The organism is Pseudonocardia sp. SID8383 (genome assembly GCF_009864975.1).
GTDB lineage: Bacteria > Actinomycetota > Actinomycetes > Mycobacteriales > Pseudonocardiaceae > Pseudonocardia > Pseudonocardia alni.
The window spans coordinates 1-626 of the sequence record NZ_WWFY01001163.1; the positions used below are offsets into that span (position 1 = coordinate 1).

Annotated in this window: 1 protein-coding gene; it reads right to left on the minus strand. The window is 79.7% G+C overall.

Features of this window, described 5'->3' with window-relative positions:
• Window positions 1–626, minus strand: a 626-nt coding sequence (locus tag GTW08_RS28365) for an aminotransferase class IV (protein WP_161152771.1), incomplete at both ends; no start/stop codon positions are given.

The window sequence follows — 626 nt, forward strand, 5'->3', positions numbered from 1 at the left end:
GGCCAGGCGCTGGGTCAGCGGGTCCGGGGCCGCCCACGTGGCGACGGTGTGGCCGTCGTCCTCGATCCGGCGCACCCACTGCACCCCGCGCAGCGCGTTGACCAGCAGGAACCCGTCGGCCCCGGTGAGCGCGGCCAGGGTCAGCGGGGCGATCCGCACGGCGCCGGGGCCCAGCAGGTCGAGCAGCGCGCGGCGGCCGGTGCCGGGCAGGATGCGGCCGTCGAGCGGGGGGACCCACAGCCGCCCCCGGTGCACGGCGGCGACGGCGGAACGCGTCGTCTCCAGCACCAGGCCCGCCGGGTCGCACAGCAGCGGCGAACCGTCCCCGCCCTCGGCCTCGTGGGCGTCGAGCCAGCGGCGGTCGACGAACTTGTGGGACTCGCCGTCGGTGCCGCGCCGGACGACGGCGACCACCCCGCCCTGCGCGTCGAGCGGGACCGGTCCGGGCCAGGGGACCGCGCGCACGGTGACCCGCGACGGGTCGTCCGGCGTCGCCTCGACCCGGACCCGGTGGTGCCCGGCCACCCCCGCGACGGCCGCGGCGACGTCGGTCTCGACCCGCGCGTCGAGGGGGCGGCCGGTGACCGCGAGGTAGGAGCGGCGCAGCCGGGCGGCGTGCTCGCCGA